This is a genomic window from Nocardia ignorata NBRC 108230 (assembly GCF_001612905.1).
GTDB lineage: Bacteria > Actinomycetota > Actinomycetes > Mycobacteriales > Mycobacteriaceae > Nocardia > Nocardia ignorata.
Genome location: NZ_BDBI01000011.1, coordinates 65,010 through 90,349, shown reverse-complemented (window position 1 = coordinate 90,349; position 25,340 = coordinate 65,010). Strand labels below are relative to the sequence as shown.

The following is a 25,340-nucleotide window of genomic DNA, read 5'->3' as shown; positions in this document are numbered from 1 at the left end:
GTCTCCTCCTCTCAGCGTGCTCTGCCGGTCTCGTCTGGCGCGATGTCGGCCTCGTGTGAATCATGGTGACACACCGTGTCCGGAATGTCGGCTCATTTATTTTCGCTGGGCGACAGCGCATCCCACCGGCACCCAGGGTGATTCCGGCGTGGCAGTGACGCCGCCGCGTGAGAGCTGAGCCGCCGCCCACACGGCGAATCCGGCCAGGGCGTAGAGCGCGCCGAACAGGCAGGACGCCCACCATCCCCACACGGTGTAAGCCCACGTCGTGGTGACCGCGCCGAGTGCGGAGCCCAGTGAGTAGAAGGCCATGTAGGCACCGATGACGCTGCCCGCGCGATCGGGATGTGCGGTGGTCAGCACATGTTGACTGCTCACGTGCACAGCCTGGACGGCGAAATCGAGCAGAACGATGCCGACGACGAGCAGTACCGCTGTCCCGGTCCGCGCGAGGAACAACCAGGATGCGGCGAGCACCAGCAGGGCCGAGCCGGTGACCCGCTGCACGTGACCGGAATCGGCCCATCGGCCGGCCCGGCCCGCGCCGAGGGCGCCCGCGAGACCGAACAACCCGAACAGCCCGATCTCGGTCGTGCCCAACGACCAGGGGTGCGCGGCGAGGGGGAGCGCCAGGCCGCTCCACAGCGATCCGAAGGACGCGAAGACGAAGAAGGTGATCGAGCCCCGGCTCAGAAACAGCCGGTCCGTGGTCACCAGCCGTCCTGTGGACCGCAGCACCTGGGTGTACCGATCTTCGCGGGTTCTGACGTCCGGACTCAAAACCTTCCGGGTGAGGACGGCGAGCGTCGCGCAGAGCACCGCGAGCGCCGCGTAGGCCGCCCGCCACCCGAGCGTGTCACCCAGCAGGCCCGCGACGACACGGACCCCGAGGATGCCGATCACCACACCGGAGGTGACGGCGCCGATATTGCGGCCCCGTTCACCGGGCGCGGAAACGGCGGCGACATATGCCACGGTCACCTGGACGACGACCGCGAACACCCCGGCGACCGCGAGCCCGGCGACCGCGACGACACCGGTGGGCGCGACGGCGGTGATCGCGGCCCCGACCGAGGTGAGCGCGAGCATGCCACCGATGAGCCGACGGCGGTTCACCAGGTCACCGAGTGGGACCAGCAGAATCAGCCCGGCGAAATACCCGATCTGCCCGGCGGCGATCAGGACGCCCGACGACTGCGGCGACAGCCCCAATTCCGCACCCGCCACGGCGAGAACCGGCTGGATCGCGTAGATCGTGGAAACCGCCGCGGCGCACACCACCGCCAGCATCACCCGTTGTGCTCGCGTCAGTCGTGTACCCACCGCACCTCCAAAGAGTAGCAAAATGAAACCAAATCAAAGGTAGGCAATAATGGTTTCGAATTGCAACCTATTAGGAGGTGGCCCATGGCTCCGACGGTCCGTGTCGACCGCGAATGGACCGATGCCACCTGCCCGGTGGCGCGAACTGTCGACCTGGTGGGTGATCGGTGGAGTCTGCTCATCGTGCGCGACGCCATGGAAGGGCCGGCGTCGTTCACCGAGTTGCGACAGCGGCTCGGGATCGCGCGCAACATCCTCGCCGACCGCCTCCGCCGACTCGTCGACGACGGCATCCTCGGCACCAGCGCGACCGCGAGCGGCAAACGGTACGTCTACGAGTTGACGCCGGCGGGGCGCGACCTGTTCACCGTCGTCGTCGCGCTGCGGCAGTGGGGGGAGAGTCATGCCTTCGCCGACGACGAGCCCCGCTCGGCGCTCGTGGACCGCGACGGCCGGCCACTCGCCGAACTACGCCCGTGCGATCGGGCAGGCGCGGTCGTCACCGCCGCCACCACCGAAGTGCGGCGAGTGGACTGCGGGTGAACTACTTTCGGCCGGCAGCCACCAGTTCTGCGCACCGCTCGCCGACCAGCATGACGGTGATATTCGGATTCACCGTGGTGTGCGCCGGGAACACCGAGGCGTCGGCCACGCGCAGTCCCTCGATGCCCTCGACCCGCAGTTGCGGGTCGAGCGGGCTCATCGGATCATCCGGTGCGCCCATCCGCACGGTGCCGACGGGGTGGTACACCGTGTTGTGGGTGCGCCGGATGTAGTCGGCCAGTTCGGCATCGGTCTCGGCCTGCGGACCCGGATACAGCTCCCGTTCCACCCATTCCGAAAGCGCTGCGGCGGAAGCGATCTCGCGAGCCTTACGCAGGCCCGCGATCATCACCCGCATGTCGTGGCCCTCGGCATCGGTGAAGTAGCGCGGGTCCACCCGAGGTTTGTCGCGGAAGTCGCGCGAGCGCAACCGCACGGTGCCGCGCGAGCGGGCGTGGGTGACATTGGGGGTGAGGCAGAAGGTGTTCTCGGCCGTCGGGTAACCCTGGCGCAGCGTGTGCATGTCGAAGGGGACGCTGCCGTAGTGCATCATCAGGTCGGGCCGGTCGAGCCCGTCGACGGTGGTGGTGAAGATGCCCGCCTCCCACCATTGCGTCGAACTGCGCACCATCGGCTGTTTCGTCTCGAACCCGATCACCCCCTCCGGGTGGTCCTGCAGGTGCGCACCGACGCCGGGGGAGTCCACCACCACGTCGATTCCGTTCTCCCGCAGGTGATCCGCCGGACCGATACCCGAGAGCATCAGCAGCTTCGGCGAGTCGATGGCCCCGGCCGAGACGATCACCTCCCGCTCGGCGGTGACCCGGGTCGCGCGGCCGAAAGCGTTGTCGGTGTACTCCACACCGACCGCGCGCCCGTCCTCGATGAGGATCCGCTTGGCCCACGCACCCGTCCGAATGGTGAGATTCGGCCGGTCCAGAATCGGGTGCAGGTAGCTCACCGACGACGAGGAACGGGTGCCGTCGGTGCGGCTGTTGATCTGGAAGAAGTTGGCGCCGTTGACAACCGTGCGATCGGCATTGAACTCCGCACGCGGAATCCCGACCTCCGCGCAGGCGTCGAGCACCGCCACACCGCAGGGGTCGTTCGGTGGCACCGTCATGATGTTCACCGGCCCGCTGCGACCGTGGTGCTCGCCGGGGGCATCGTTGGTTTCGATCCGGCTGTAGAGCCGGTACACCGAGTCCGCCCCCCAACCGGTCGCGCCGTGCTCGCGTTCCCAGCTGTCCAGGTCCTCGCGCGGTGCCCAGAACGCGATGCAGCTGTTGTGCGACGAACAGCCGCCGAGCACCTTGGCCCTGGCATGGCGCATGAACGAATTGCCGTTCTCCTGCGGCTCGATCGGATAGTCCCAGTCGTAGCCGGATTCCAGCAGTTCCATCCAGCGATCCAGGCGAAGGATCGCTGGATCGTCCACATCGGACGGACCGGCCTCGAGCAAGCACACCGTCACCGACGGATCCTCCGAGAGGCGAGCGGCCACCGCAGCGCCCGCCGAACCGGCGCCGACGATCACGTAGTCGTAGGAATTCACCGCTGGTCCTCCCGCAGCTCGAACCAGCCGGTGACCCCCGGCCGGAGGTTCTCGTACACGTGCTTGGCCTCGCGATACTCGTGCAACCCGGACGGACCGAGTTCGCGGCCGACACCGGACCGGCCGAACCCGCCCCACTCCGCCTGCGGCAGATACGGCCCGAAGTCGTTGACCCACACCGTGCCCGCGCGCACCCGGGCCGCCACCCGCCGCGCCCGCGCCGAATCGCTGGACCACACCGCGCCCGCGAGGCCGTATTCGGTGTCGTTGGCGATGGAGATCGCCTCCTCCTCGGTCGTGAACGTCTCCACCGTGAGCGTCGGGCCGAACGCCTCGTCGTGCACACACGCCATCGTGCGGTTCGCCCGGTCGATGACGGTCGGCAGATAGAACCAGCCGTTGTCGAGATTGCCCGAGCCCTGGTCGCCGACGGCGAAGGTACCGCCGGTACGGATATCGGCCCCGTCCGCGCGGGCCTGCTCCACATAGGCGTGCACCTTGTCGCGATGCGCCGACGAGATCAGCGGACCGGTCTCGGTGCCGTCGGCGAACGGCAGGCCGAGGCGGATCTGACGGGCGCGGCGGACGAGTTCGTCGACGAACCGGTCGTGCGCGGACTCCTCGATCACCAGTCGCGCCCCGGCCGAACACACCTGGCCCGAGTGCAGGAACGCCGCGTTGAGGGCGTTGTCGACACAGGCGCTGAGGCGTTCGTCGGTGTCGCAGGCGTCGGCGAAGATGATGTTCGGGTTCTTGCCGCCCAGCTCGAGGGCCACCTTCTTCACCGTCGCCGCCGCCTCGCGGGCGATCACGCGGCCCGTGGACAATCCGCCGGTGAAGGAGACGAGGTCCACGTCGGGATGGGCCGACAGGGGAGCGCCCGCGGTCGGCCCGGCGCCGAGGACGAGATTGGCCACGCCAGGCGGCACCCCGAGGTCGTCGAGGACGGTCATCAGCAGGATCGCGGTGTGCGGAGTGAGTTCGGCGGGCTTGAGCACGAAGGTGTTGCCCGCGGCCAGCGCCGGTGCCACCTTCCATGCGGCCTGCAGCAGCGGATAGTTCCACGGCGTGATGAGCCCGCACACCCCGACCGCTTCGTAGACGATGCGCGAATCGATGTCGGCGTTGCCCGCGTCGACCACCCGGCCCGCGTCCTCGGCGGCGAGCTTGCCGAAGTACCGGAAGCAGTTCTCGATATCGGTCATGTCGATCTCGGACTCGTAGGGCCGTTTGCCCGTGTCCAAGGTCTCGGCGCCGACGAACTGTTCGCGTCTGCCCTCGATCGCGTCGGCGATGTCGAGCAGCAGATCGCCGCGTTCACCGGCGGTGGTGCTGCGCCACGGTCCGTCGTCGAAAGCGCGCCGGGCGGCGGCGATGGCGGCCTCGGTGTCCTCCGGGCCCGCCTCGGCGACGGTGCCGACCACGGAATCGTCTGCCGGACAGCGGATCTCGCGGGTCAGACCGGACGCGGCCGCGCGCCAGGTGCCATCGATATAGAGGGTCTGGCTCATGGTTGTCCCTTCACGATTCGTCGGTGTCGACGGTTTCGGGTTCGTGGTGATCGGTGGCGGAGCGGCGCAGGTAGAGATAACCGAGATGACGTTCGTACTGGTCGAGGATGTCGCCGATCACCTGCTCACGGCTGTACCCGTTGAGGGCGTACCCCTGCGAGCCCTCGGCCAGATACACCTCGCAGCGGAAATAGCGGTCACCGGAGCGCTGGGCCAGCACCGCGTACGACGGCGCGGGCGCCGAGACCGGCCACACACCGTATTCGAACCCGGTCTCGGTGCCCTGATCGACGATCAGCCGCGGATACGGCAGCCCCTCGTGGGTGCCCGATTCGTCGATGTGCGCGGTGAGTCCCATCCTGGCGAACTCCTCGGAGACCTCACGCATGGCCGGAATCACGGTGTTGTTCAAGAACTTCCGGGTCGAGGCCGGGCCGGGGTAGTGGACGGTGGCCAGCAGCCTGCGCCGCCAGCTGCCGTGCTCGCTCGGTCCGCGCCCGGCCGCGATGGCATTGGGCAGCGCCGCCCGGTAGCTGTCGATCTTGAACGACTCGTTGCGCACCGCGCGCAGCATGGCGATCCCGATCAGGGCCAGCACGAACGAGAACGGCAGGCCCATGATGATCGTCGCGTTCTGCAGGGTGATGATCGAGCCACCCGCCCCCGCGAACAGCATCGACAGCGTGAGCAGGCCGATCGCGGCCGACCAGAAGATCCGGGTGCCACGCGCGCAATCCGCCATCGGGTCGGGCAGTTTCGAGGTGAAGTTGCCCATCACGAGCGAACCGGAATCGGCGCTGGTCACGTAGAACAGCAGCCCGGTGATGGTGGCTATGCCGAGCAGGAAGGTGGCCCCGGGGTACTGCTCGAGCAGGGAGTAGAAGCCCAATTCGGCTCGGGCCGCGGTCTGTTCGGCGAACTGCTGATCGTCACGCGCCACCTGCAACGCGCTGTTGCCGAACACCGAGATCCACAGCAGGGTGAAGCTGAACGGCACGACGAGCACTCCGAAGATGAACTGGCGCAGGGTACGTCCGCGCGAGATGCGCGCCAGGAACAGCCCGACGAACGGCGCCCATGCCACCCACCACGCCCAGAAGAACAGCGTCCAGCTGTCGAGCCACGTCGAGGGCTGATTCGCCGTCTCCGGATTGCGTTCCCAGGCAAAGGTGTTCAGCGTGCGGTCCAGGAATGTCGACAGGTAGTCGCCCGCGTTCTGGGTGAGCCCGTTGAGCAGGAACGACGTGCGACCGGCCACCAGGATGTAGATCAGCAGGGCGATGGCCATGATGACGTTGAGTTCGGACAAGCGCCGGATGCCCTTGTCGACCCCGGTGGTCGCGGAAATGGTGGTGATGGCCACCGACAACGCGATCAACCCGATCTGGGCCGCTTTGCCCTGCGGGACGCCGAACAGTTCGTGCAGACCGTAGTTGAGCTGGACGATGCCGATGCCCAGCGAGGTGGCGATACCGAAGATGGTGCCGAGCACCGCGGCCACATCGATGGCGTCGCCCCAGCGCCCGTGCACCCGCTTGCCGAAGATCGGGTAGAGGGCGGCGCGGATCGTCAGCGGCAGGTTGTGCCGGAACGCGAAATACGCCAGCGCCCCGCCCATCAGCGCGTACATCGCCCACCCGGTGATGCCGTAATGGAAGATCGTCCAGGTGACCGCCTCGCGGGCGGTGTGATCGGTCTGGGCCGGTCCCTCCGGCGGGTGCAGGTAGTTGTAGACCGGTTCGGCGACGGAGAAGAACATCAGGTCGATGCCGATCCCCGCCGCGAACAGCATCGACGTCCAGGAGAACAGGCTGTACTCCGGGCGCGACTCTTCCGGGCCGAGGCGGTACCGGCCGTAGCGGCCCGCACCGAGGAACACGACGAGCCCGAGGATCACGGTGGCCAGCACGAAATACCACCAGCCGAACCAGGTGGAGATGAAGGTCTTCACCTCGCCGACGACGCTTTCGGCACTCTCCGGCGAGGCCAGCGCCCAGACCGCGAAGGCCAGCACGAGCCCCGCGGCGGTGAGGAACACGGGCTTGTTCACCGACCGCTTGTCGGCCACCGGGTGCAACGTCACCTGCGTCGCCCCGACAGGTGTGCTGTTGTCGCCGGGATTGCTGGGGGCGCCCATGCGACGAAGGTTAGTTCGTCCACCTCGTCCTTTCGTGGACATCCGGTGGTTGCTGCGCCCGTGTTCGAGCGTGCGCGGCGGCCGCGAGGCAGGAACCTACAATCGAGAGGTGGTTCGCCACGCCCAGCCGTCGGCCCCCGACGATTCGGCGTGGCGGAATGCGTGATGCCCGCCGGGCGTTCCACCCACACGCGATGTCGCATGTACCCACGGGTAACATGACATCGACTTTTTCCAGCCGGTTTTCAACCGAAGTGAGGCAGTAGATGACAGAGCGGATTCAGGTCGGCGGGCTCCAGGTGGCGAGCGTTCTCCACGATTTCATCGAGAACGAGGCGCTTCCCGGTACCGGCGTAGATTCCGCCGCGTTCTGGGCAGGCGCCGAACAGGTCATCAACGACCTCGCCCCGCGCAACCGTGCCCTGCTGGCCGAACGCGACGAGATCCAGGGCAAGCTCGACGCCTGGCACGGCGAGAACCCCGGCGCCGGTTACGACAAGGCCGCCTACAAGAAGTTCCTCGCCGAGATCGGGTACCTGCGCCCCGAGCCCGCGCCGTTCCAGATCGGCACCGGCAACGTCGACGCCGAGATCGCCACCACCGCCGGCCCGCAGCTGGTGGTTCCGGTGATGAACGCGCGTTTCGCGATCAACGCCGCCAACGCGCGCTGGGGTTCGCTCTACGACGCCCTCTACGGCACCGACGCCATCTCCGAGGCCAACGGCGCCGAGAAGGGCACCGGCTACAACCGCGTGCGCGGCGACAAGGTCATCGAGTGGGGCCGTAACTTCCTCGACGACGCCGTCACCCTCATCACCGGTTCGCACATCGGTTCCTCGTACTACAAGATCGTCGACGGCGAGCTCGAGGTCGGCCTGGAAGACGGCACCGACATCGGCCTGGCCGATCCCTCCCAGCTGGTCGGCTACCTCGGTGACCCCGAGGCCCCCACCTCGGTGCTGCTCGAGCACAACGGTCTGCACATCGAGATCCAGATCGATCCGAATTCGCCCATCGGCTCCACCGACTCCGCCGGCGTCAAGGACATCGTGCTCGAGTCGGCGCTCACCACGATCATGGACTTCGAGGACTCGGTCGCCGCGGTCGACGCCGACGACAAGGTCGTCTGCTACCGCAACTGGCTCGGGCTGATGAAGGGCACCCTCGCCGAAGAGGTCACCAAGAACGGCAAGACCTTCACCCGCACCATGAACCCCGACCGCGTGTTCACCGCGCTCGACGGTTCCGAGCTGGTGCTGCACGGTCGCTCGCTGCTGTTCGTCCGCAACGTCGGCCACCTGATGACCTCCGACGCCATCATCGACGCCGAGGGCAACGAGGTGCCCGAGGGCATCATGGACGGCCTGATCACCTCGCTGATCGCCGTGCACTCGCTCAACGGCACCGCCGAGCTGGCCAACACCCGCACCGGCTCGGTCTACATCGTGAAGCCGAAGATGCACGGCCCCGACGAGGCCGCGTTCACCAACGAGCTGTTCGGCCGCATCGAGGACGTCCTCGGCCTGACCCGCAACACCCTCAAGGTCGGCATCATGGACGAGGAGCGCCGCACCACGGTCAACCTCGCCGCGTCGATCGAGGCCGCCAAGGACCGCGTGGTGTTCATCAACACCGGCTTCCTCGACCGCACCGGCGACGAGATCCACACCTCCATGGAGGCCGGGCCGATGGTCCGCAAGGCCGAGATGAAGACCCAGACCTGGATCACCTCCTACGAGGACTGGAACGTCGACACCGGCCTGGCCAAGGGCCTGCCCGGCAAGGCCCAGATCGGCAAGGGCATGTGGGCCATGCCCGACCTGATGGCAGGCATGCTCGAGCAGAAGATCGGCCACCCCAAGGCAGGCGCCAACACCGCATGGGTGCCCTCGCCGACCGCCGCCACCCTGCACGCCACCCACTACCACCAGGTGGACGTGTTCAAGCGCCAGTCCGAAATCGCCAAGGGCGGCCCCCGCGCCACCGTCGACCAGATCCTCGAGATCCCGCTGGCCCAGTCCACCGACTGGTCCGACGAGGAGAAGCGCCAGGAGCTCGACAACAACTCCCAGGGCATCCTCGGCTACGTCGTGCGCTGGATCGACCACGGCGTCGGCTGCTCCAAGGTGCCCGACATCAACGACATCGGCTTGATGGAAGACCGTGCCACCCTGCGCATCTCGAGCCAGCTGGTCGCCAACTGGCTGCGCCACGGCATCGTCTCCGAAGCCGATGTGATCGCCAGCCTCGAGCGCATGGCACCCGTGGTCGACCGCCAGAACTCGGGCGACAAGAACTACCGCCCGATGGCGCCGAACTTCGACGACTCGATCGCGTTCCAGGCCGCCAAGGAACTGGTCCTGGAAGGCACCAAGCAGCCCAACGGCTACACCGAGCCGATCCTGCACCGGCGTCGTCGTGAGTTCAAGGCTGCGCAGAAGTAATGATGGCGAGTGCTTGAAAAGTAGCTCGTAGCAGCACTTTTCGTTCGAGGCCCCGCATCGGAGACATCCGATGCGGGGCCTCCGTCGTCACCGGTGATCACCTCGGATACCGGCGTGTCACGCTCAAAACGGTCACAAAAACGGTCACAGGCGGAACGCGCCGACACGCTCCACTTGGGTTGTCTGGCAGCGGGTTCGGATCTCAACTGCGGGCCCACCTTACGGTGATCCGCTGGTCGCGTCGCAGTTCGGTGTTTCCGCAGGACCGCTTCAGCCCCGACTCTCAGCTGCGCACATGTATGCGCTCGTGTTGAAGTCATCCGGCCATCGGCGTGTCGGAATATCGACACGCGGGGGAGATTCAACACCTAGCGATCAGGCGGCTAATTAGATGGCTGCCGCAGCCGTGTTCCCGCTCAATGCTGTGCAGCGCTGCTTGCCAGCTATGGTTCCGGTTCGATTTCGTGTGGGGCGGCAGAATAGTTAGAAGTGGAGATATGCGCATCTAACTATAGAGCGCATCAACTCAACCGATCTCAGTCCGGCCTTTCGATAGAAGCGCGCGTCATGAAGTGGCGGTCAGCGACGCGGTGCCGCTCATCAGCTCGGTCCTATCACCGGTTCGATCGAAGGCGAAGCGGACGGGTAGCTGTGCCCCCATGCTCCGGTCGGCGACATCGGGTCAGAGTGGGAAGGATTCTTCCTAGGCACTGTTCTGCCCTTCTATCACTGTTGAGGCGGCCGTAGCTTGTAGTTATAGCCAGTGAGTAGCTAGCGAATGGGAGAAGGAAAGGTCATGGCAGACAACATCAAGACAGTGGCGGTCAAGGGCTGGGCCTGGGACATCGCGACCGATATCTACTTCCCGCCGGGGTTCGACGAGTCGAAGGTGTATCCCACCATCGTCTCCGCCCACCCGACCGGCAGCTGCAAGGCGCAGACCTCGGGCAACATCTACGGCAAGGCGCTGGCCGAGGCCGGCTTCGTCGTCGCCGCGTTCGACGCCAGCTTCCAGGGTGACAGCGGTGGCGATCCGCGCTCGGTCGAGGATCCGGGCTTCCGGACCAGCGACTTCAGCTTTGTGATCGACCATCTGGTGAGCCTGCCGTACGTCGACGCCGAGAACATCGGCGTGCTCGCGATCTGCGGTGGCGCGGGTTACGCAGTGGCCGCCACCAAGATCGACCGCCGGATCAAGGCGCTGGGCACCGTGGTCGGCAGCAACGTCGGCCGGCTGATGCGTGAGGGCTTCTCGGAGTACAACCCGATGGGCATGCTCGAGGCCATCGCCGCGCAGCGCACCGCGGAGGCACGCGGCGCGGCCCAGGTGATCAACGATCTGCTGCCGCCGTCGGTCGACGCGGCCAAGCAGGCGGGCGTCAACGATATCGATGTGCTCGAGGCCACCGACTACTACAAGACCGATCGTGGTCAGGCCCCCGGTGGCAAGACCAGCTTCAACTTCGGTCGCCAGGCCGCTCTGGCCGACTGGGACGCCTATGACCGCGTAGAGGTCTTCCTGACCCAGCCGCTGTGTGTCGTAATCGGCGACAAGCCCGGAGCCTTCGCGTCGCAGCGGTTGAGCATGGAGCTCTACGGTCGTGCCGCGTCGAAGGACAAGCAGCTCGTTGTGGTCGAGGGTGCCTCGCACTACGACCTGTACGACCAGCCCGGCCCCACCGGCGAAGCGCTGGAGAGCCTGGTGCCGTTCTTCCACAAGAACCTGGGCTGATCCAGCTCGACACGAACCAGGGCCGCCGGACACCGGTGGCCCTGGTTTCGTTCGTGTCGTGTGGCCGACTGGGCCGATCGCGTAGTTTGGTTCGGGGGAGGCGACGATGAACAATCCGCAGATAGCTGTACTGGCCGGTGGGTGTTTCTGGGGCATGCAGGATCTGATCAGTAAGCAGGTCGGTGTGGTTTCCACACGTGTCGGATATGCCGGTGGCACAGGCCGTCCCACTCCGCACAACGGTCGTGGACATGCCGAAGCAGTCGAGATAACTTTCGATCCGACGTCGACCGACTATCGCACGATTCTGGAGTTCTTCTTCCAGATCCACGATCCGACGACTGAGAACCGCCAGGGTAGAGATGTCGGAACCGCCTACCGATCCGCCATCTTCTATCGCGACGACGAGCAGCTGCGCACCGCACTCGGCACGATTTTCGATGTCGAGGGCTCGGGGCTGTGGCGCGGCAAGGTCGTCACCGAGGTCACTGCGTTCGACGAGTTCTGGGAGGCTGATGCCGAGCACCAGAACTATTTGCAGCGCCATCCCGAGGGCTACAGTTGCCACTTTCCTCGACCCCGATGGAAGTTGGGAAACCCTCGATAGTTCTCCGCTGGGGCTACAGGTCAGGTGCGTGGGGGGTGTGTGATTCACAGGGTGGTGGTTCTCGCGGACGAGCGTGACAGTCGAACGGCCAGGCCGCCGAGGCCGAGCACGAGCAGCACCACCACCGACCACGGCGGCAGGTGGTAGGCCACGCTCGAGGCCGCGACCAGCACGGCCGCGCCGACTACGCGCGGCGCCCAATCGCGTCGCGTCTCCCGGTAGAAATAGAAGGCCTGCGAGAGCAGGTAGACAGCAGGGCCGGTCAGGACGAGCACGCCCGCGACACCGGCGGGGGCCGTGTGTGCGTGGCCGAGTAGCATTTCCGCGCCCGCGGCGAACATCACCAGCCCCGCCACCACCCCGTAGATCGCGCTGAGTCCGAGATGCACGGCGGCGATCGGGTCGGGGGTGCGCGTGATGTGCCGAACCACCTGACGCTCGGCCCGCGCGAAGTACATCTGCCACAGACATACCAGCGCCACGAAACAGCCGAAGGCCATGGTCAGCACCAGGGCGTCGTCGTGGTGTTCGGTGATCACCCGGCCCAGCGTCAGCACGGTCTCGCCGAGCATGATGATGAGGAACAGCCGCATCCGTTCGACGATGTGTTCGGCGTCGAAAGCCAGTTCTCGCGAATGGATCCGTCGCCCTGGGATTGGGTGCGCCGCCCAGGTGCCGATCAGGTCGATCGCGGCCGCGGCTGCCCAGAACCACAGGCGGCTCTCGGGTTCCACCGCCGCGCCGATCAGCCACAGGGGGGTGGAGACCGCGAACCACAGCAACACCCGCAGGAAGTGCTCACGCAGCGCTTCGCTGGGCGCGGTCACCGCGGCATAGACGCAGGGCCCGATCAGCGCGGCCAGCATCGGCACCACGAACAGCCACGGACTGTCGTCGAACGCGTGCGCGATTCCGGCGTTGGCGAACAGGCCGAACGCCATCACCACCACGGTGATGATCCGGGTGGTCTTGCGTTCGACGTCGAGCATGGTGATCTCGAACGTGGTGAACGTCCAGATTCCGACCACCGCGATCAACGCGACCAGCGTCTCGGCCGCGCCCCGCCAGCTCAGATGCGACACCAGGTGATGAGTGAGCTGGCCCAACGCCAGGACGAAGACCAGGTCGAAGAACAGTTCGAGCGGCGATACCGCGCGTGCGAGCGGAAGACGCGGTGCGCTCATGGCTTCCTCCGTAGCTGTTCTCCAGCGGTGCCCAGCGAAGTTTCAGCATACCGATCGGTGCGGTCCGGATCCGCTTGTCGCCACGCCGGTGAGCGCCCGCATCGCGGTGCCGAGTGGTCTTCGACCACAGGAGCTCAGGAGAGGACGACCGCGCGGGCGCCGTTCTCCCCGGCGCAATAGTCCACAGCCTTGGCGATGTCGTCGAAACCGAATGTCTCGGTGACCAATTCGTCCAGCAGCAACGCGCCGCGTTCGTAGAGCTCGACCAACTGCGGGATGTCGCGCTTGACATAGGCGGAGCCGTAGAGGCAGCCCTTGACCGTCTTGCCGGACATGACCACATTGTTGAACACTTCGTCCACGCCCACACCGGGCCCCGCGCCGACCAGAACCGCGGTCCCGCCGCGCCGGGCCATCGCCACCGCCTGATTGACGGTCTCCTGGCGTCCCGCGACTTCGATGACGACGTCGGCACCGCGGCGGCCGGTGAGCCGCTGCACCTGTTTGACGACGTCCGGGCCCGCGGTGAGGGTGTGGGTCGCGCCGAGGCGGGTGGCGAGTGCGAGGCGGTCGGTGTGGACATCGATGGCGATGATGGTGGTGGCGCCTGCGATCCGGGCGCCCTGTACTGCGTTCAGGCCCACCCCACCGCAGCCGATGACCGCGACGGCGTCGCCTACCCGGACGCGGCCCGTCTTGACCGCGGCGCCGAAGCCGGTGAGCACGCCGCATCCGAGCAGGGCAGCGGAGGCGATCGGCACCCGGTCGGAGATCCGGATGGCCGCGCCAGCAGGCACGACGGTGCGTTGGGAGAATGTGCCGAGCCCGCAGAACTGGCGTACCGGTGTGCCGTCGAGACTCATCCGGGTGCTGCCGTCGGGCAGCGTGTGGGCGCCGAGCATGGTTCGCGGGCGGCCGCACAGGTACTGTTCGGCGCGCTGACAGTAGTAGCAGGTGCCGCAATTCGCGAGCCACGACAACACGACATGATCGCCGACGGCCAGATCGTCCACGCCCGCCCCGACCTCGGCGACGACACCGGCACCCTCGTGGCCGAGCACCAAAGGCACGGGTGCGGGGAGCTTCCCGGAGAACACCCCCACGTCGGAATGGCAGACACCGGTGGCGGCGACATCGACGACCACCTCGCCGGGACCGGGTGACGCGACCTCGATCTCTGTCAGCAGCAGTGGCGCACCGGCCTGTTCGAACAGCGCTGCTCGTGTCATGGGTTCGTCTCCGTTGTCATGGGCTGTGCGTAGGTGTCGCGCAGCACGTTCTTGAGGACCTTGCCGTTGGCGTTACGTGGCAATTCGCCGACGACGTAGAAGTGTTTGGGCACTTTGTATTTGGCGAGACGTTCACCGAGCCAGCCGCGCAGCTCCTCGATGTCGATGCAGCTGCCTTCGGTTGCGACGACGAGCGCGGCACCTACTTCGACGTAACGCTGATCCGGCACGCCGATCACGGCGGCGTCGGCGACATCGCGGTGTCCGGTGAGCACCATCTCGATCTCGGCGGGGTAGACGTTCTCACCGCCGCTGCGGTACATGTCCTTGGCCCGTCCGGCGATGGTCAGAAAGCCCTCGGCATCGACGCTGCCGAGGTCACCGGAGTGGCACCAGCCATCGATGAAGGTGGCGCGGTCGGCGTCGGGTCGGTTCCAGTAACCGATGCTCACACCGCCGCTGCGCACACAGATCTCACCGACCTCGCCGACAGCGGTGTGTGAGCCGTCCGGCCGGACGACCTTGATCTCGGTCATGGCCTGTGGGGTGCCGATACTGCTCTCGTGGCCTCTGGCCCGATCGAACTCGAGGCTGGTGCTGACCGCGCCGCCTTCGGTGAGACTGTAGGACTGCACCAGTTCGACACCGGGAAGGCGGTTTTCGAGTTCGTCGTAGACCCACGGCATCACGATGTCACCGCCGGTGACGATGCGCCGCAGCGACTGCGGTACGCGTTCGACGATGTTCTCGTCGCCACGCAGCAGATCGAACAGCATGAAGGGGTAGAGCAAAACATCGGTGGCACCGTGCCGGTCGGCGACGTCCAGGAAGTTCTCGAGCGTGAAGTTGCCCGACGGGAAGGTGATCGCGGTGCCGTGGGAGGTCAGAGCCGGCAGCAACAGGACCTCGAAGCCGCCCGCGTGGAACAGCGGCCCACTCGTCTGGCTCACGGTGTCGCTGCCGATGCGCCAGCGTTGCGCCTGGATCGATCCTATCCACAGGGCGTTGCCGTGGGAGAACAACGCGCCCTTGGGTCGTCCGGTGGTGCCCGATGAATACATCAGCGACACCGGGTCTTCGGCGCTAACGACCGGGAAACCAGTGGCATCGGAGTCCTCGGCGGCGAATTCGGCAAGTGCAACAGCTCCATCGAGGGAACCGGAATCGCCGCGCGCGACATAGGTTGTCACCGCGATGTCGTCGCGGATACCGGTCAATGTGGCGCCGAATTCGGGATCGAACACGAGCACGCCGGGATCGGAATCATCGAGCGCGAAAAGCAATTCCGGTGCGGTGAGCCGCCAGTTGAGGCGTACGGCGATCGCGCCGACCCGACCGATGGCCAGGTAGAGGGCGATGTAATCGGTGCAGTTGCGCAGCAGCAGACCCACCCGGTCACCTTTGCGCACCCCTGCCTGTTGCAGCGCCCGCGCGTAGCGCAGCTCGGCGGCGCGCAGTTCGAGCCAGCTCAACGCGGGCTCGTCACCGAGGGCGACAGCGGGCCGGTTCGGATCGACGGCGGGCATCTGCGCGGCGATGGCGTCGGTGATGTAGTTCAGGCTCATCCCCATCGGATGCTCCGGCGAGTGAGGCGGCAGTGACTCATTCGTTGTTCCTTGTCTCTCAGTGGACCGCGCCCGCGGCACGGAGGGCGTCGAGCTCGGGTGGATCGAAACCCCAATCGAGAAGTGCGCCAGTGGTATTCGTCCCCGCCGGTACCGACGGACCTTGGACCCGGCCGGGGGTACGGCTGAACCGCGGCGCGGGCGCGGGCTGTAGCACGCCGTCGACCGGGACGAAACTGTGTCGTGCCAGGGCATGCTCATGCTTCAGCGCTTCGTCGAGGTCGAGAACCGGTGTGGTGCAGGCTTCACGCCCGGCGAAGGCGGTTTCCCATTGCGCGCGGGTGCGGGAGAAGAACACTTCCGCGAACCGGTCACGCATCGACGTCCAGCCCGCGCGATCCCATTGGGTATCGGCGAGTTCGGGCTCCAGTCCGAGGACGTCGAGGAGTTCGGTGAAGAACTTGGACTCGATGGCGCCGACCGCCATCCATCCACCGTCGGCGGTTTCGTACACGCGGTAGAACGGTGCGCCGCCGTCGAGCATGTTCGTGCCGCGCTCGAGCCCGAGCATCCCTGCCTGCCGTTGGCCGTAGAAGACGCCGCCGAGCAGTGCGATGCCGTCGACCATCGCGGCGTCGACCACCTGTCCGCGTCCGCTGCCGCGAGCCTCCCACAGCGCCGACAGCAGCCCCATGGCCAGCATCAGGCCACCGCCGGCGTAGTCACCGAGCAGGTTGAGCGGGATCGCGGGGGCACCACCGCGCGGGCCCATCGCGGCGAGCAAGCCGGTCAGGGACAGATAGTTGAGATCGTGTCCGGCCGTCTGACTGAGCGGTCCGTCCTGACCCCACCCCGTCGCCCGGCCGTAGACCAGGCGGGGATTGCGCGCCCAGCATGCCTCCGGCCCCACGCCCAGTCGCTCGGTGACACCCGGCCTGTTGGCCTCGATGAGGGCGTCGGCCTGTTCGACCAGGCGCAGGACGGTTTTCACGCCGTCGGGGTGTTTGAGATCGATGGCCACCGATCGTCGTCCGCGATCGTTGACGAAGGCCGGCTGACGCCCGTTGCTCGCGCCCAGATCGGTGCGCAGGGCACCTACGGCATCCGGCCGGTCGATGCGCAGGACCTCGGCGCCGAGGTCGCTGAGCAGCATCCCGCACCACGGCCCCGGCCCGAGCCCGGCCAGTTCGATGATCTTGAGACCGGTCAACGGTCCCATGGGTTGCTTTTCGGTCGAAGTCGCTCGATCCATGACTTCACGACCCGACGAGAATCTGTTTGAGCTCGGTGAACCCGAGGATTCCCTCTGGGCCCGATTCCCGGCCCCATCCGGACGCGCCGACACCGCCGAACGGCGCGCTCATCGCGGGACCGAAGGTGTTGACGGCGACCGCGCCGGCCTGGATCCGACGCGCCACTTCGACGCCGAGGTCGGTGTCGGCGGTGAACACCGCACCGGACAATCCGAAGACGGTCGCATTGGCCAGGCGTACGGCGTCGTCGAGATCGCGGTACACCTGTACCGCCGTCACCGGGCCGAACACTTCGCGCTGGACCAGCCCGGAGTCCTCGGACACGTGGGTGAACAAGGTGGGCTCGTAGAACCATCCGGCATCGAGGTGCGGTGGCCGTTTGCCGCCGGTGACCAGCTGCGCACCGTCGGCCGTGGCTTCGGCGACAAATTCCTCGGTGCGGTGCCGCGCGGCCTCGCTGATCAAGGGACCGAGATGGGTTTTCGGATCGAGCGGGTCACCGATGGTCAAACGCTCCCAGCCTGTCCGGAGCTTGTCGATCAGCTCGTCGTGTCTGCGCTCGGACACCAGGATCCGCGACAGCAGCGCGCACACCTGGCCCGCGCCGTTCGTCGCGCCGGGAACCAAAGCCCGCAGCGCCCGATCGAGCGGCGCATCGTCGAGGATCAGCGCAGGCGACTTGCCGCCGAGCTCGAGCTGGGTCCGGGCATAGCGGCCGTGGGTCGCGGCCAGCACGTCCTGGGCGGCGACATGCCCGCCGGTCAGCGACACCAGGTCGACCCTGGGATCACGAGTCAATGCCTTACCGATCTCCACCGGACCACAGACGATATTGACCACGCCAGGCGGAAAGCCCGCGCTCACCGCGCACTCGGCTACCAGCGCCATCGTCAGATGCGATTCGGGCGCGCCCTTGATGACGACGGGACAGCCGGCCAGCAGGGCGGGCACGACTTTGGACGCGATCGTGACGACGGGCCCGTTGTAGGGAAGGATCGCCACCACCACGCCCACCGGTTCCCGGCGCAACAGCACCTGCCCCAGCTCGGACGACCGATGATGTTCGCTCAAAATCTCCTCGGCCTTGTCGAGCGCGGACCGCCATGCCGCCGTGGTGCCGAACCGGTGCAGTGCGCGCCCGTGACGCAGCGGCATTCCCGCTTCGACGGCCCACACCACGTCCAGTTCGTCCGATCGCGCGTCGACGAGGTCGAACCAGCGAGCCGTCGCGGCCATCCGTTCGGGCAGGGGAGTGCGGGCCCAGGTCTCGCGCGCGGCGTCGGCGGCGTCGACGGCCGCGATCGCGTCGGCTACGGAGGGCTGTCGGACAACGGCGACGGGCTCACCGGTGGCCGGCGCGATGATGGTCGAACTGTCGCCCATGGCGGGACCGAGCGCGCCGCCCACCAGCACATCATCGGCATGGGCGACCTCCACTCCGGAGATTTTCACTATTCCACCTTCAGTCGACGATCTGTGTTCTGTCCAGGATGCGGCCCGGGCCATTCCTGAGCCAAGCAGAAATTCTATTCTGCTGTAGAATATATATAATGTTGTTGAAGTGCAATGGGTTGCCGGGGCTCCCGGGTGACCCGAGATCGGACGGCGCGGGCACGGCGGCGCCGCTGCTGTTCCGGCTGCGTGAGCGGCTTCCCGGGAAGGGGCTTCGGGTTCGTTAGAATCGCCGCGGTGTCGGGACGGCCATGGCCTCAGGCGCACGGAGTCGACAGGGAGGATGACGATGGGTGCGCCAAGCGCAGATAGCGATTCGGTCCACAGTGCCGAACCCACGACGCGGGCGATGCGAAAGCGTGCCGATCGCGTTCGGCTGATCGAACACACCGCGGCACGCTTGTTCGCCGAATATGGTTACGAGGCAACGAATTTCGAGGCCATCGGGGCGGCGCTGGACATGCGCGGTTCGAGCCTCTACTACTACTTCCCCTCGAAGGAAGAACTCTTCCTGCGCTGTATGGAGCACGCGGCCGTCGAGGTGTTTCCCCGGCTGCGGGTGATCGCCGAGTCGGCAGGGGCGCCGCTGGACCGGCTCCGCGCGATGTTCCGCGAGGAAGCTGTCATCACGCTGGTGGAATACCCGGAGTTCATCCCGCTCTTCCTCAAGGTGCGGGTTCCGGTCGACTCGCTCGAACAGCGGCGCGACGAGCTGCGGCGCGAGCAGACCGCGATCTTCCGCCGAGTGGTCGACGAGCTCGTCACCGCACCACAGGCTATCCCGGCCGATCGCCTGCACGTGACGTTGAATCTCGCCCTGGGCGGGCTGGCCCTGATCGGCGAATGGTTCAAGCCCGGCAGTGATCTCGGGGTCGAAGAATTCGCCGACCAGGTATCGCAGACTCTGATCAGGATGTTTGTGGCCGATCCCGGCTAGCGGGTTCCGTCGGCCTGCTTAGCGTCAGTCCGCGACCGCCGCTCGCGATGTCTGCGTCGAGGGCTCGGGTTCACTCGGCGGACGTACCCGCATCAGGACCAGCGCGACGAGCGCGGCGATCGTCAGTGGGACGATGACCGCGAGGTACATCGAGCGCGGCGTCAGCACACTCAACGCGTAGCCGGCGACGATCGGCGACAAAATCGCACCGGCCCGGCCGACTCCCATCATCACGCCGTAACCCTTGGCCCGAGCGAGCACGGGGTAGACGGCGGTGGACGTCGCGGTGTATCCGGTGAGCGCCGCGAAGATCGCCGCGCCGAGCACCGCCGCCATGGTCAATGCGATGGGGCCGCGCAGTGTCACCGCGAACACGGCGATCGCGACCGCTGCCACGAGCGAGGTGACGGCGGCGATCCGCGCGCCGGCGAATTTCAGGCCGACCGCACCGAAAAGGGAGCCACCGATGACCGCGCCCAAGCCGATCATGATGCCTGCCATCGCACCGCTGCCTGCATCCCCGCTGGCGTTCTTGATCAACTGCGGAGTCCAGGTGCCGACGAAGTAGTAAGCGGCCGTCAGCATCGAATAGCCACCGGCCAGCAGGATCGTCCGCGTCCGCAGCGTCTGGCCCAACAGCCGGGTTTCGGCGATGGTGGCCACGTGTCGCGTCGGCTCGCCGGTGGCCTTGCGCTGGAGGAACTCGTCGGATTCACGGAGGAAGACCGCGGTGACGACCAGGGAGACGGCACCGAATGCCGCGCCGATCCAGAACATGCCCTGCCATGCGCCACCGACCCACGTGAGCAGCCCGGCTCCGGCGAAACCGGCCAGCATCGTACCGAGCGGATAACCGATCATGACCACACCCAGCGCGATACTGCGCCGATTCGTCGGCGCGCTCTCCTGGCCGAGCACGATGATCACCACGCTGATCGTGCCGATGGCGATACCGGTGACGAACCGGGTGAGCAACAACGTCTCGAAGTTGGTCGACAGGGCCGAGGTCGCCAGTCCGATCGTGTTGACCGCCAAACCGATCAACAGAACTTTGCGACGCCCGTAGACGTCGGCGAAGCGGGCGAGCCCGATCGCGCCGACGGCCATGCCTGCCAGGGCGGCGCTGACCAGGTATCCCTTCTGTGCGTTCGACGCGAATCCCTCCGGGAGATACGGCATCGCGAAGCCCATCACCAGGACGTCGTATCCGTCGAGCATGTTCAGGAACGCGCAGAACAGGACGACAGCTATTTGATTGGGGCGCATGCCGACCGTGGCTGCCCAGGACTTCTGTGAATTCATCGGATCTCTCTTGTTCTGCGCGAAGGAACGCTGCTCCTCGGGGCGCCGTCGCGGGCTGTCGGGGCCGGCGACGGGTGTGGGGGAGTGGCGGTGCGGAATGGGGGCACCGGGGGCCGTCGGGGAGGGACCGCAGGAGCTTTCCCAGCAGCAGGATACGAGAGGATGTATGAAACATAATGCACTTTCGCCGAACCGGTACTGCGAGGAGATCTCTCAGATGCGCGCCGGGTCGCTAGCCCCCCGCGCCATGCCGCCGCGCTCGGGCAACCCGCAGGGAGGGTGCATTGTGAACTATCGATGCAGGTGGTGCCGTCAATCTAGTCGCCTGTTGAATCTCAACGCATCTGACGATAGTATTCACGCCACCCTGTGATCCACGGCACACATGTGCGGTCGGGGCAACTCGACTCTCCTTCGATCCACTACCTGTGAACTCACACGATATTTAATGCTGAGAAGTTTCCTGAATTCTCGGCACCGCACCTGGCAAGACATTGGAGTCCCCATGGCAGCAACAAAGACGATCCGACGTGTATGGGCGCTCGACGCCCCTCAGCTCACCGTCGACTGCGGCATCTTGATGCTCGGCTCGGGCGGCGTGCAGGAGACGATCCCCGCGCCCACATTCCTCATCGAGCACGACGAAGGGCTGATGGTGTTCGACGCGGGCCTGGCGACCAACGGCGCCGGCGATCCCGCTGCCGCATACGGCGAAATGGCCGCAGCGTTCCAGATCGATTTCCCCGCACACTACCGACTCGACCGGCAGATCGAGGCCATCGGCTACACCACCCGCGACGTCCGTCGGATCGTGTTGTCGCACATGCACTTCGACCACACCGGTGGCCTCGACCTCTTTCCACACGCACAGGGATTCATCGGCGCGGGCGAGCTGCGCTACGCCAAGACCCCGTCGAACCTCGACGCCGCCTTCTTCCGGGAGGAGGACATCGCGGCCGCCCAGAAGATCGCCTGGAACGAGGTGCCCGCCGGATACGATCACGACCTGTTCGGCGACGGCAGCGCTACCCTCCTCTCCTTGCACGGGCACACCCCCGGCACGCTCGGCCTGAAGTTGCGCATGCCCGACGAGAGCACACTCGTCCTCACCAGCGACGCCGCGCACAAATGGGACAACGTCGACCTGACCATCGGCATGCCGTTCGACGTCGACCGGCCGAGCAAGAACAACTCGCTGCAGAAGATCAAACTGCTCGCCACCCAACCCGGAACCACCGTGTGGATCAGCCACGATCCCAGGGACTGGGCCGAACTGCGAGCAGGAGGCTCGGAGATCACCAGCGCCGCGACGCTGCGGGCTCGCACGGCGGACTCGGTACCTGCGTGAAGACGCTGACGCCGTCCTGTGCACCGTTCGGGAGGCCGCTTCGGGAATTCTCGGCCCGCTGATTGGGAGTCGCCGAAACGGGTAGGCGCACCGTGGCCTCAGCTAAGCATAATGCGTAATTCTCGCTGGAAGCCGAACTGAAGGGATCACGGATGCCAAGGATCAAGCTTCGACCACTCGAGCAGCAGGTTGCCGTCGTTGCCGGCGGATCGAGCGGTATCGGTCGAGAGACCGCGCTTCGGCTTGCCGCCGCAGGGACGAAGGTGGTGGTGGCGGCGCGCAACGAAGCGGGGCTGTCGACGCTTGTGCGTGAGATCGAGGACGCCGGTGGGGAGGCGGTGTATGTCGTCTGCGATGTGAGCGACCGGGCTCAGGTCGAGTCCGTCGCCGAGGCGGCCGTCGCGAAGTTCGGTCGTATCGATACATGGGTCGCTGTCGCGGCCGTGGTGGTCTATGCGGACTTCGAACACACCACACCCGAGGAGTTCCGCCGGTTGATGGAAGTCAACTTCATGGGACAGGTGCACGGCTTCCAGGTGGCACTGCCTCATCTGCGCCGGGCAGGCGGCGGTGCGCTGGTGTCGGTGGGCTCGGGGGAGACGGTGATCTCCATGCCGCTCAACAGCGCCTACGCCGCGTCCAAGCACGCCGTCGAAGGAATGCTCGACGCCCTGCGGCGGGAGCTGCAAGCCGCGGGTACGCCGATTTCGGTCACCAGTATCAAACCGGCGGCGATCAATACACCGTTCTTCGACAACGGCCGCAACAAGATGGACGTGAAGCCGAAGGGCGCCCCGCCGTTCTACGACCCGGCGGTGGTCGCCGAGTGCGTCCTGTTCGCCGCCACCCACCCGGTCCGCGATCTCTACGCGGGTGGCGCGGCCAAGCTCATGAAGCTGACGCAGCACCTCACCCCGCGACTGGCCGATGTCGTGCTGGCCAAGTTCGGGATTCCGATGGAACAAACCAAGGACGCGGCGACCGACACCGACGGCAATCTCTACGAGCCGAGCGGGGACGCACGCGTCCAAGGGGACTTCGGAAAACAAGCGCTGCCGTTCAGCCCCTACACCTGGCTGGCGACCCACCCCACTGCGCGCCGCCTGCTCTTGGCGGGCGCGGTGGGCGGGCTGGGAACACGATGGGCCGCCCGCGCGCGGTCCGTTGCGTAACAACCGACGCCCGTCGCGGACGATCCACGAATCTCACCCGACGAGAGAGGAAGCTCATGACAACCGACAACATCGAACACGTTCGTATCAAGGCCCTGGCTTGGGACCTCGCGGCAGATATCTACTACCCGCCGGGATTCGACGCCGGACGGAAATACACCACGATTATCAGCGCCCACCCGACCGGCAGCTGTAAAGAACAGACCTCGGGCAATATCTACGCCACCGCGCTGGCCGAGCGGGGATTCGTGGCGATCGCCTTCGACGCCAGCTTCCAAGGTGACAGCGGGGGCGAACCGCGCCTGATCGAGGACCCCGGATTCCGTGCGGAGGACTTCAGCTACGTCATCGACTATCTGGTCACCCAGCCCTGGGTGGACGAGAACCGGATCGGTGTACTGGCCATCTGCGGTGGCGGCGGCTACGCCGTCAGCGCCACCATGACCGAACGACGCATCAAAGCCCTCGGCACGGTGACCGGTGCGAATGTCGGGCGGCGAATGCTCGAGGGCTTCACCGAGTACGACCCGCTGGGTGCGCTCGAGGCGATGGCTGCCCAGCGCACCGCCGAGGCTCGCGGCAAGGACGAGCAGGTCAACGACCTGCTGCCACCGTCCCCGGAAGCGGCCGAGCAGGCGGGTCTGACGGATGTCGACCTGGTCGAGGCGACCGAGTACTACAAGACCGACCGCGGGCGTAAACCCAATGGCCGCACCAGCTTTCTGTTCTCCCGGCAGGCGCGCCTCGTCGGATGGGATGCCTACACCCGCGCGGAGATCCTGCTCACCCAGCCGTTGTGCCTCGTCGTCGGCGACAAGCCCGGCGCGTTCGGCGCCTACCGCGACGCGTTCGAGCTCTACCAGCGCGCCGCGTCCAAAGACAAGGAACTCGTCGTCTTGGAGGGCGTGACGCACTACGACCTCTACGACCAGCCCGAAGCGGTATCGCAGGCGCTGGACCGCCTCGTGCCCTTCTTCACCAAACATCTCTGACGGACCGTCCGCACGGTGAGTCGGGTCGGCGAGCCTTCCCGGCCCTACTCACCGGCCCGGCGTCGGCTCGTCCTCATCGATCGGGCGGGTCAGCAACTGCTCGATGAGAACCTTTGCGGCCGGGCTGAATTCGCGACCGCGGGCAGTGGCGAGATGGATCCGTCGTTCCGCCCAGGGTTCGGCGAGTTCCAGCACGGCGACGCGGCCGGTCCATTCGTGGCCGACCAGGCATTCCGGTTGCACGGTGACGCCGAGCCCGGCATGGACCAGGCTGATGGCGGCACCGCCGCTGCGTAGCACGTGCTTCGGGCTGTACTCCTCACCGATTCGGTGCGCGGCGGCGCGCAGTGCACCGACCAGCGCGCGCGGCGCGATCAGGTTCTCGGGCAACAGATCCCGGATCGTCACGCTCGATTGTCCGCTGAGCGGGTGCTCGAAGGGGACAACAGCGACGATGCGGTCGCGCCGGTACGGCGTCACCTCCACGCCGTCCAGATCCAGGCCATACGCCGAGACGAAGACGCCGAGATCGGCCTCACCCCGCGCCACCTCCTGCACGATATCGGCGTTCTCCACCTCGTGCACCACCAGGTCGACCAGCGGGTACTCGCGACTGAACTCGCCCAGCTCACGAGCCAGGAACGGCACGATCACCGACCGGGCCGAAACGATGCGCAACTCGCCCTGCACGCCCTCGGTGAGCGAGGCGAATTCGGTGCGCATGTCGTCGAGACTGTCGAAGATCATCCGGGCATGGCGGGCCAGGATCGCCCCCGCCTGGCTTGGAACCACCCCTTTCGGGGTCCGCTCCAGCAGTTTGACGCCCGCGATGTTCTCGAGCACCTGAATGCGTTTGGTCGCGGTGGACGCGGCGATGTTCTCGCGGATCGCGGCCAGGCCGATCTGCTGTTCTTCGATCGCGGAGAGGAACAGGCGCAAAGTGAACAGGTCGACCTGCCTGATCAGGTGCAACCGGTTGAGCGTGCCCATCTCACCTCCGCTGTCGGGCCGGACCGGCGTCCCCGATCATACTGCGCGTGCATGCATGGAATAT

Annotated in this window: 19 protein-coding genes; 8 read left to right on the top strand and 11 right to left on the bottom strand. The window is 66.5% G+C overall.

Annotation, left to right across the window (positions count from 1 at the left end; genetic code table 11):
* Positions 1-96 precede the first annotated feature (96 nt).
* Positions 97-1,323 carry an MFS transporter gene (locus tag NI2_RS09770; protein WP_243749952.1) on the bottom strand — a complete coding sequence of 409 codons (1,227 nt, stop codon included), beginning with the start codon at positions 1,321-1,323 and terminating at the stop codon, positions 97-99.
* Positions 1,324-1,407: 84 nt separating this feature from the next.
* On the opposite strand from NI2_RS09770, the gene NI2_RS09765 reads away from it, so the two are divergent.
* Complete coding sequence (locus NI2_RS09765) at positions 1,408-1,866, top strand: winged helix-turn-helix transcriptional regulator (RefSeq protein WP_067488661.1); 459 nt, start codon at positions 1,408-1,410, stop codon at positions 1,864-1,866.
* A 1-nt stretch (position 1,867) separates the two neighbouring features.
* On the opposite strand, the gene NI2_RS09760 is transcribed toward NI2_RS09765, so the two are convergent.
* The 3 genes from NI2_RS09760 to betT are packed head-to-tail and all read right to left on the bottom strand — an operon-like array spanning position 1,868 to position 7,069.
* Complete coding sequence (locus NI2_RS09760) at positions 1,868-3,421, bottom strand: GMC family oxidoreductase (RefSeq protein ID WP_067488660.1); 1,554 nt, start codon at positions 3,419-3,421, stop codon at positions 1,868-1,870.
* Positions 3,418-4,932 carry an aldehyde dehydrogenase family protein gene (locus NI2_RS09755; RefSeq protein WP_067488657.1) on the bottom strand — a complete coding sequence of 505 codons (1,515 nt, stop codon included), beginning with the start codon at positions 4,930-4,932 and terminating at the stop codon, positions 3,418-3,420. Before NI2_RS09755 ends, NI2_RS09760 begins: the two co-directional genes overlap by 4 nt.
* Before the next feature lie 10 nt (positions 4,933-4,942).
* Positions 4,943-7,069 (bottom strand): choline BCCT transporter BetT, encoded by a 2,127-nt coding sequence (gene betT, locus NI2_RS09750; RefSeq protein ID WP_084476282.1) that lies wholly within the window; start codon positions 7,067-7,069, stop codon positions 4,943-4,945.
* Between the two features lie 266 nt (positions 7,070-7,335).
* On the opposite strand from betT, the gene NI2_RS09745 reads away from it, so the two are divergent.
* The 3 genes from NI2_RS09745 to msrA all read left to right on the top strand — a co-directional run bounded on the left by NI2_RS09745 (position 7,336) and on the right by msrA (position 11,852).
* On the top strand, positions 7,336-9,513 hold the full coding sequence (locus NI2_RS09745) for a malate synthase G (protein ID WP_067488655.1): 2,178 nt from the start codon (positions 7,336-7,338) through the stop codon (positions 9,511-9,513).
* Between the two features lie 796 nt (positions 9,514-10,309).
* Complete coding sequence (locus NI2_RS09740) at positions 10,310-11,245, top strand: alpha/beta hydrolase (protein WP_067488653.1); 936 nt, start codon at positions 10,310-10,312, stop codon at positions 11,243-11,245.
* Positions 11,246-11,351: 106 nt separating this feature from the next.
* The gene (msrA, locus tag NI2_RS09735) at positions 11,352-11,852 is read left to right on the top strand and encodes a peptide-methionine (S)-S-oxide reductase MsrA (RefSeq protein ID WP_067488652.1); all 501 of its coding nucleotides are present in this window, start codon (positions 11,352-11,354) and stop codon (positions 11,850-11,852) included.
* 44 nt (positions 11,853-11,896) lie between these two features.
* Here the strand turns inward: msrA and NI2_RS09730 are convergent, their stop codons facing one another.
* The 5 genes from NI2_RS09730 to NI2_RS09710 form a co-directional block, all read right to left on the bottom strand.
* On the bottom strand, positions 11,897-13,036 hold the full coding sequence (locus tag NI2_RS09730; RefSeq protein WP_067488650.1) for a low temperature requirement protein A: 1,140 nt from the start codon (positions 13,034-13,036) through the stop codon (positions 11,897-11,899).
* A 134-nt stretch (positions 13,037-13,170) separates the two neighbouring features.
* Positions 13,171-14,265: a Zn-dependent alcohol dehydrogenase gene (locus NI2_RS09725; RefSeq protein WP_067488648.1), complete on the bottom strand. Its 1,095-nt coding sequence runs from the start codon at positions 14,263-14,265 to the stop codon at positions 13,171-13,173.
* The gene (locus NI2_RS09720; RefSeq protein ID WP_084476280.1) at positions 14,262-15,836 is read right to left on the bottom strand and encodes a class I adenylate-forming enzyme family protein; all 1,575 of its coding nucleotides are present in this window, start codon (positions 15,834-15,836) and stop codon (positions 14,262-14,264) included. The genes NI2_RS09725 and NI2_RS09720 overlap by 4 nt, the downstream gene beginning before the upstream one ends.
* A 52-nt stretch (positions 15,837-15,888) precedes the next feature.
* Positions 15,889-17,049 carry a CaiB/BaiF CoA transferase family protein gene (locus NI2_RS09715; protein ID WP_084476278.1) on the bottom strand — a complete coding sequence of 387 codons (1,161 nt, stop codon included), beginning with the start codon at positions 17,047-17,049 and terminating at the stop codon, positions 15,889-15,891.
* A gap of 37 nt (positions 17,050-17,086) precedes the next feature.
* Positions 17,087-18,535, bottom strand: coding sequence for an aldehyde dehydrogenase family protein (locus tag NI2_RS09710; protein WP_166655785.1), 1,449 nt, complete (start codon positions 18,533-18,535; stop codon positions 17,087-17,089).
* Between the two features lie 349 nt (positions 18,536-18,884).
* Here NI2_RS09710 and NI2_RS09705 point away from each other — a divergent pair, with 349 nt between their 5' ends.
* Complete coding sequence (locus tag NI2_RS09705; RefSeq protein ID WP_067488637.1) at positions 18,885-19,472, top strand: TetR/AcrR family transcriptional regulator; 588 nt, start codon at positions 18,885-18,887, stop codon at positions 19,470-19,472.
* Between the two features lie 24 nt (positions 19,473-19,496).
* Here the strand turns inward: NI2_RS09705 and NI2_RS09700 are convergent, their stop codons facing one another.
* Entirely contained in the window at positions 19,497-20,774 is a 1,278-nt protein-coding gene (locus NI2_RS09700) for an MFS transporter (protein WP_067488635.1), read from the bottom strand.
* 505 nt (positions 20,775-21,279) lie between these two features.
* Between NI2_RS09700 and NI2_RS09695 the strand changes: the two genes are divergently transcribed.
* The 3 genes from NI2_RS09695 (at position 21,280) to NI2_RS09685 (ending at position 24,286) form a co-directional block, all read left to right on the top strand.
* On the top strand, positions 21,280-22,122 hold the full coding sequence (locus tag NI2_RS09695; protein ID WP_067488633.1) for an N-acyl homoserine lactonase family protein: 843 nt from the start codon (positions 21,280-21,282) through the stop codon (positions 22,120-22,122).
* A gap of 152 nt (positions 22,123-22,274) precedes the next feature.
* The gene (locus NI2_RS09690) at positions 22,275-23,294 is read left to right on the top strand and encodes an SDR family oxidoreductase (RefSeq protein ID WP_208115363.1); all 1,020 of its coding nucleotides are present in this window, start codon (positions 22,275-22,277) and stop codon (positions 23,292-23,294) included.
* A gap of 56 nt (positions 23,295-23,350) precedes the next feature.
* Entirely contained in the window at positions 23,351-24,286 is a 936-nt protein-coding gene (locus tag NI2_RS09685; protein ID WP_067488632.1) for an alpha/beta hydrolase, read from the top strand.
* A 48-nt stretch (positions 24,287-24,334) separates the two neighbouring features.
* On the opposite strand, the gene NI2_RS09680 is transcribed toward NI2_RS09685, so the two are convergent.
* Positions 24,335-25,276, bottom strand: coding sequence for a LysR family transcriptional regulator (locus NI2_RS09680; protein WP_067488630.1), 942 nt, complete (start codon positions 25,274-25,276; stop codon positions 24,335-24,337).
* Positions 25,277-25,340 lie beyond the last annotated feature (64 nt).

Excerpts from the sequence above, each read along its gene's own strand:
- NI2_RS09765 (WP_067488661.1), top strand. The coding sequence starts at position 1,408 with ATGGCTCCGACGGTCCGTGTCGACCGCGAATGGACCGATGCCACCTGC.
- NI2_RS09755 (WP_067488657.1), bottom strand. The coding sequence starts at position 4,932 with ATGAGCCAGACCCTCTATATCGATGGCACCTGGCGCGCGGCCGCGTCC.
- betT (WP_084476282.1), bottom strand. The coding sequence starts at position 7,069 with ATGGGCGCCCCCAGCAATCCCGGCGACAACAGCACACCTGTCGGGGCG.
- NI2_RS09745 (WP_067488655.1), top strand. The coding sequence starts at position 7,336 with ATGACAGAGCGGATTCAGGTCGGCGGGCTCCAGGTGGCGAGCGTTCTC.
- NI2_RS09740 (WP_067488653.1), top strand. The coding sequence starts at position 10,310 with ATGGCAGACAACATCAAGACAGTGGCGGTCAAGGGCTGGGCCTGGGAC.
- msrA (WP_067488652.1), top strand. The coding sequence starts at position 11,352 with ATGAACAATCCGCAGATAGCTGTACTGGCCGGTGGGTGTTTCTGGGGC.
- NI2_RS09730 (WP_067488650.1), bottom strand. The coding sequence starts at position 13,036 with ATGAGCGCACCGCGTCTTCCGCTCGCACGCGCGGTATCGCCGCTCGAA.
- NI2_RS09725 (WP_067488648.1), bottom strand. The coding sequence starts at position 14,265 with ATGACACGAGCAGCGCTGTTCGAACAGGCCGGTGCGCCACTGCTGCTG.
- NI2_RS09720 (WP_084476280.1), bottom strand. The coding sequence starts at position 15,836 with ATGGGGATGAGCCTGAACTACATCACCGACGCCATCGCCGCGCAGATG.
- NI2_RS09715 (WP_084476278.1), bottom strand. The coding sequence starts at position 17,049 with ATGGGACCGTTGACCGGTCTCAAGATCATCGAACTGGCCGGGCTCGGG.
- NI2_RS09705 (WP_067488637.1), top strand. The coding sequence starts at position 18,885 with ATGCGAAAGCGTGCCGATCGCGTTCGGCTGATCGAACACACCGCGGCA.
- NI2_RS09700 (WP_067488635.1), bottom strand. The coding sequence starts at position 20,774 with ATGAATTCACAGAAGTCCTGGGCAGCCACGGTCGGCATGCGCCCCAAT.
- NI2_RS09695 (WP_067488633.1), top strand. The coding sequence starts at position 21,280 with ATGGCAGCAACAAAGACGATCCGACGTGTATGGGCGCTCGACGCCCCT.
- NI2_RS09690 (WP_208115363.1), top strand. The coding sequence starts at position 22,275 with ATGCCAAGGATCAAGCTTCGACCACTCGAGCAGCAGGTTGCCGTCGTT.
- NI2_RS09685 (WP_067488632.1), top strand. The coding sequence starts at position 23,351 with ATGACAACCGACAACATCGAACACGTTCGTATCAAGGCCCTGGCTTGG.
- NI2_RS09680 (WP_067488630.1), bottom strand. The coding sequence starts at position 25,276 with ATGGGCACGCTCAACCGGTTGCACCTGATCAGGCAGGTCGACCTGTTC.